Consider the following 5,311-nt stretch of genomic DNA (forward strand, 5'->3'; position numbering starts at 1 on the left):
TATACAACAAATAAATGTCACAGCAATTTAGAAATGAAACAAAGTAATCAATTTAGAAATGCGACATCATACTATCCATTATTACTGCCTCTGCAAGATTCTATAGGTATGGATACGCAGGCGCGAGCCGCCGACCGGGTGGAGCTGGCCAGGGATGCGTAGCCCGGTCGGCGGCGGATGCTTAAGACGACAAAGATGGAAGGCGCGTTGCCGCGCCTTCAGGCAGCTAATCGACATGCAGGGCCGGCAATGTTGTTCAATGGGCGGTATAAGCTCCGTCTACCAGATGGCAGCTTCCGGTGATGAAGCTTGCCTGTTCGGACAGAAGGAAACATACGAGAGCCGCCACTTCCTCAGGGTTTCCGCGCCTGCCCATGGGCTGGAGTGCTTCCATGCGTCGGCTGCTTGTTACTTCCAAATGCTCCGACAAAAGCGGCGTTTGAATCCAACCGGGACCGACGGCATTGATGCGGATGCCCAATCTGGCATATTCGATTGCGGCAGCCTTCGTCAGTCCGACAACGCCATGTTTGGCTGCCGTATACGCCGATGCCAGTGGCAATCCAACCGAACCGAGAATCGAAGATATGTTGACGATAGCGCCACCGCGCGGCAACATGGCGGCGATCTCGTATTTCATGCAGTAAAAGGCGCCGTCCAGATTGACGCTCATCAACTTACGCCACTGATCGAGTGGGTAATCCCCAGTTGTCTTTCGCACACCATCGAGTCCTGCGTTATTCACCGCCAAATGCAGGCCACCATAGGTTTGGACGGCGAAATCGATCAACCGCTTTACGGCTTCGGCATCGGAAACGTCGACAGTAAAGGCACAAGCCTTGCCTCCCTGCGCGCAGATCTCGTCGGCGACGCGACGTGCTCCATCGGCGTCAAGATCGGCAACGACAACCTTACCCCCCTCGCTGCCGAGTTGAAGGGAAATCGCGGCGCCGATCCCAGAGCCCGCCCCCGTGACAACCGCGACTTTTCCGTCGAGGCCAAGCTTCATAATGTCCCCCCTTTTAAGTTCCTGCTAATCGAGCAGAGGCCGATGGTTGATGCAAGTGGTTTCATCGGCGATGCACAACCGCGCATTTGCTACGGCCGGGAGCCGTTTCAAGCTTCCTGAATTTTTGTCGGTCCGACTGCCGGTAGAGCCTCGAATGAGACCCAGGCCTCTCACATAATAGCAGATGCAGCTTTGGGCTTTCGATGTTTCTCAAACTCAATCAGAATCAGCTAATGTGCGATAGCCTTAGAAGCGCGGCGATGTTAAAGACGAGCGCAGGGCTGATCTATTGCTGGGCAGGTGAAAATGGACGAAAGCCGCGTTACGCGCCGGGGATTGGTGCTCGGTAGTTTGAGTTTGATGATTTCTGGATGCGTGTCGGGGTCGGAGGATGGGCCGCCGCTTGGGTATAAGGTCTTTGGGAGGGATCCGGATGAAAATCCTGACCTTCGGCGGCAAGAGGTGGCCTATGAGGGAGGCGAGCCGCCGGGAACGATTGTCGTCGATACGTCGGAGCGCTATCTCTACTTTGTGGAGCAAGGTGGCCTGGCAACACGCTATGGTGTTGCCGTTGGCGAGGAGGGGTTGAGCTTCAAAGGGGAAGCCACCATTGGACGTAAGGCGGAGTGGCCATCCTGGAAGCCCACCGATGACATGATGCAACGCAAGCCTCGTCTAATGCAGTATGCGGACGGCGTGCCGGGCGGACCGCTCAATCCGCTAGGCGCGGCCGCCCTTTATCTTTACCAGGACGGACATGACACCATGTTCCGCCTGCATGGAACAAACGCCCCCTGGTCGATAGGTCATGCGGTGTCGAACGGATGCATCCGTCTGACAAACTCAAATATTATCGACCTCTATAGCCGCGCCCCGGTGGGGACGCGGGTAGTGGTCATCTGATCGAATATTTGCTCATCGAACCCGTCAGTTTGATCAAGGGCAACTTATGCACGTTCGAAAATACGCAGATAATCCGTCACAAGTGTGTTTTTTCTGCACTAGGCTAATATGTTAGTTGCGGCTACTATTTGATTCGTTGCCTGCGATAAGTAATGCAACCCTAAGGAGAGAGGACTTCTTTGATGATGAGAATTCTAATCGTGATCATCTCCGTTTTGGCAGTTGCCAATCTCAGCGCTTGCGCATCGATTGGCAAGGGAAAGGGTAAGGCGCCGCCGCCCGCGGCAGCAGTCTACAAGTAAGCTTACCTTCGATGAGCGGGGGGGCCGGATTAGGCCTCCCCTCCCATATCCTGCCGCATGATCCCGCTTGCAATCACCACGGCGAAGAGTTGATCGCTAACTTCTAGCCCGCGCTTGTTGGGCCTATCTAATGGAGCGTACCATGATGCGTGGAATGGGTGGCCTTTCGCTTGCAGTCCTGCTGGCGTTGGCGACAGCATCGTGCCAGACGGAAGACAAAAGTCCCCAGCCCCGGTTCACTTCCAACCGCCACGGCCCGGCAACAACCTCCGCTCAAAACAAATCTGGTCACTTTATCGAATTTCGTTCGCGCTATGCGCTCACTTATGGCCATACCTACGTGGTTTTTGGACGTGCCGATGAAAATGGAAAGATGATCGATCCTGAAGTCGCGGGCCTTGCGCCGGCCTCGCCGGATGCTGCGCCTTACATCTTGGGCCATTTCGTGCCGGTGCCGGCCACGACCGGAGCGACCGATGGTGACCTGGAAGAACAGTACAGGTCGGCCAGCTGGCGGGTCATGCTTAGCGACGCCGAATACGCGGATGTTGTTGCCTTCATACGCAAGCAGCAAGCCACTTCCCATCTGTGGCAAGCAACGATCGACAATTGCAATGCCTGGGTGGGGAACATCGCACGACACATGGGATATAAGGTCCCCGGTATCTGGCTGAGGCCGCAACAGTTCATTACGCAACTCCGAGAGATGAATACGGCTTGAGGCGTTGTCGTACGGAGTCCGCGAGCCGCTCTGGTACTATTCGATTCTTCCGGTAAATTATCGATGATATTGAGGAACGAGCGTGGTCATACCGCCGACGCGCGTCGACGATCGCGGATCGCAGAAAGGCTTTGGTGAACAACCTGATCGTATCGGCAGCCGGGGCCGGCGAAATCATCTGGGTGCTCGGGGTCGTCACCTGGTACGTTATTCGATATCCTTTCGCGCGTCGCGCTAAGCGCTTGCGGGTCGTCCGCGATCAACGCTCTCACATCGAGACCATCGGGCTTGCCGCGGCTCTTCTGGGCCTAGCGGTCGTGCCCGGAATCTACGTCGCAACGGGCATCCCGCGGGTGGCCGATTATCCTGCCCACGCATGGGCTGTGGGCGTCGGGACGATTTTGTTCTTGTCAGCAATGTGGATTTTCCGCAGGACACATAAGGAACTCGGAAAGAACTGGTCGATAACGCTGGAGATTCGCGAAAAGCATCAGCTGGTTTGCAGCGGCCCATACGCCCTCATCCGCCACCCAATGTACACGTCTTTCCTGCTCATGGGGCTTGGTCAGGCCTTTTTACTGTCGAACTGGGTGGTGGGGCTGGCAGGTTTGTTGGGCTTTGCAACCCTTTATTTCCTGCGGGTAGACAAAGAAGAGCGTATGATGTTGAAGTATTTCGGCCCTGAGTACCGCGCCTATATGGATCGCACGAAGCGAATTATTCCTTATCTATATTAGAGGTGGCACCATGCGAGGGCGAACCATCAAGTTATCAGCATCACGACGTCTTGTCGGAGATTTGATGAGATTCTCGATCGGTGTACCGCGTGTTACGGTGCAGCGGCAGATGAATCTTGGCCCGCTGCTTGAAGCCAGGACGATGCAGCCGCAGCCAGTGAGGCCGTCCTGGACCGTTCTTTTCCTGAAGGGGTACGCGCTCCTCGCGAGCGAGATTCCAGAGCTGCGGCGCGCCTACGTCAAGTTGCCTAGAGTGCAGCTTTATGAATACCCGGAAAGCGTGGCCTCAGTTGCCCATGAGCGCGAACATGAGGGTGAGAAGGTCGTATTGCTCAGCCTCATAAAGCGCCCCGAGAAGAGATCCATCATCGAGCTCGAGGCGCTTACCGGGGCAGCTCGGTCACGTCCGGTTCTCGAGATAAAGGAATTCCGGCGGATGCTGAAGTTTGCACGTCTGCCGGGGCCTCTTAGATGGTTGATGATGTGGCTTGGGTTGAACATCGGCAGACAACGGCCGCGCTTTTTTGGCACTTTTCAACTATCGGTCTATTCGGGCCTCGGAGCAGAGTCCCTCAATCCGCTTACGCCATTGACGACACTGCTGAACTACGGCCCGATCAGCAAGAGCGGAACAGTAACCGTGCGGATCCATTACGACCACAGAGTGATGGATGGGGCCAATGTGGCGCGAGCCCTGGAGCGGTTCGAAAAGATATTGAACGACGACGTTGCCTATGAAGTGAAAAACCTTGCTCAAAGTAAAGTCGTGCCCAGCACGGCCGCCTTGAGAAACGCGACATGAGCCTCCAGGAAGAGGCCCGCTTTGCAGTCGTGGTCGTCGGTGCCTCGCGAGGCATCGGGAGGGCAATGGCCAAAGTCGTTTCCCGCGAACAGGCTGTTGTCGTACTTGTTGCGCGGTCATCGGAAGGTCTAGCGGCTGCGGCGGCTGACGTGCGGGAGGCAGGTGGCGAGGCGTACACACTTGAGCTGAACGTCGTAGCAGCCGATGCATCGACGCGTCTGCGGGATTTCTTGTCCGCAAACGGTTTGGTCTGTGATGTCCTCATCAATAGTGCTGGATATGGTTTGCGCGGCGCGGCGACGATCCTTCCTGTTGAGGAGCAGCTTGGGATCGTTGATCTCAATATACGCGCCCTCACCGCTCTGACCCTTCACTTTTTGCCTGAGATGGCGGCGCGGCGTCGCGGGGGTGTGGTCAATCTCGGCTCCATAGCCGGGTTCCTTCCGGGGCCGAATATGGCGCTCTATTATGCCAGCAAAAGCTTCGTGCGCTCCTTTTCGGAAGCGCTTCATCAGGAGCTTCGGGACACCGGCGTAACCGTGACATGTGTAGCTCCAGGCCCAGTGTCCACGGAATTCCTCGAAAAATCCGGCGCCGGCCGGGCGACGCTATTCAAGATTCTGCCCAAGCTGGATTCGGCTTATGTGGCCGAAAGGGCCTGGCGCGGGTTCAAATCCGGACGCCGTCTCGTCGTGCCGGGCATTTCGGCCAAGCTGGTTGCCCTTACGGCGAGGTTGTTGCCTTCGCTTATTCTGCTGCCATTGGTCGGCCGATTGCAACGTCGCAGCGGCGATCCATGTCCCTGCGGTTCAGGCAAAAAGTTCAATGAATGCTGTG

General features: G+C 56.4%; 7 protein-coding genes. 6 read left to right on the forward strand and 1 reads right to left on the reverse strand.

The window, feature by feature from the left end:
- Positions 1–256: 256 nt before the first annotated feature.
- Entirely contained in the window at positions 257–1,009 is a 753-nt protein-coding gene (locus JTP94_RS25255; RefSeq protein ID WP_204853178.1) for an SDR family NAD(P)-dependent oxidoreductase, read from the reverse strand.
- 306 nt (positions 1,010–1,315) lie between these two features.
- Here JTP94_RS25255 and JTP94_RS25260 point away from each other — a divergent pair, with 306 nt between their 5' ends.
- The 6 genes from JTP94_RS25260 to JTP94_RS25280 form a co-directional block, all read left to right on the forward strand.
- Positions 1,316–1,912: a L,D-transpeptidase gene (locus JTP94_RS25260; protein WP_204853179.1), complete on the forward strand. Its 597-nt coding sequence runs from the start codon at positions 1,316–1,318 to the stop codon at positions 1,910–1,912.
- A gap of 182 nt (positions 1,913–2,094) precedes the next feature.
- On the forward strand, positions 2,095–2,214 hold the full coding sequence (locus tag JTP94_RS35635) for a hypothetical protein (RefSeq protein ID WP_047639510.1): 120 nt from the start codon (positions 2,095–2,097) through the stop codon (positions 2,212–2,214).
- 142 nt (positions 2,215–2,356) lie between these two features.
- Positions 2,357–2,935, forward strand: coding sequence for a hypothetical protein (locus JTP94_RS25265; protein WP_204853180.1), 579 nt, complete (start codon positions 2,357–2,359; stop codon positions 2,933–2,935).
- A gap of 143 nt (positions 2,936–3,078) precedes the next feature.
- Positions 3,079–3,672: a protein-S-isoprenylcysteine O-methyltransferase gene (locus tag JTP94_RS25270; RefSeq protein ID WP_204853183.1), complete on the forward strand. Its 594-nt coding sequence runs from the start codon at positions 3,079–3,081 to the stop codon at positions 3,670–3,672.
- 10 nt (positions 3,673–3,682) lie between these two features.
- Complete coding sequence (locus JTP94_RS25275; protein ID WP_204853181.1) at positions 3,683–4,474, forward strand: hypothetical protein; 792 nt, start codon at positions 3,683–3,685, stop codon at positions 4,472–4,474.
- A partial coding sequence (locus tag JTP94_RS25280) for an SDR family NAD(P)-dependent oxidoreductase (protein WP_204853182.1) occupies positions 4,471–5,311 on the forward strand: 841 nt, incomplete at its 3' end. The genes JTP94_RS25275 and JTP94_RS25280, both read left to right, overlap by 4 nt.

It is taken from the genome of Martinezella lusitana (assembly GCF_016901135.1).
Lineage (GTDB): Bacteria > Pseudomonadota > Alphaproteobacteria > Rhizobiales > Rhizobiaceae > Rhizobium > Rhizobium lusitanum_D.

Bases quoted from the DNA above. Each gene is read 5' to 3' on its own strand.
- JTP94_RS25255 (WP_204853178.1), bottom strand. From the start codon at position 1,009: ATGAAGCTTGGCCTCGACGGAAAAGTCGCGGTTGTCACGGGGGCGGGC.
- JTP94_RS25260 (WP_204853179.1), top strand. From the start codon at position 1,316: ATGGACGAAAGCCGCGTTACGCGCCGGGGATTGGTGCTCGGTAGTTTG.
- JTP94_RS35635 (WP_047639510.1), top strand. From the start codon at position 2,095: ATGATGAGAATTCTAATCGTGATCATCTCCGTTTTGGCAGTTGCCAAT.
- JTP94_RS25265 (WP_204853180.1), top strand. From the start codon at position 2,357: ATGATGCGTGGAATGGGTGGCCTTTCGCTTGCAGTCCTGCTGGCGTTG.
- JTP94_RS25275 (WP_204853181.1), top strand. From the start codon at position 3,683: ATGCGAGGGCGAACCATCAAGTTATCAGCATCACGACGTCTTGTCGGA.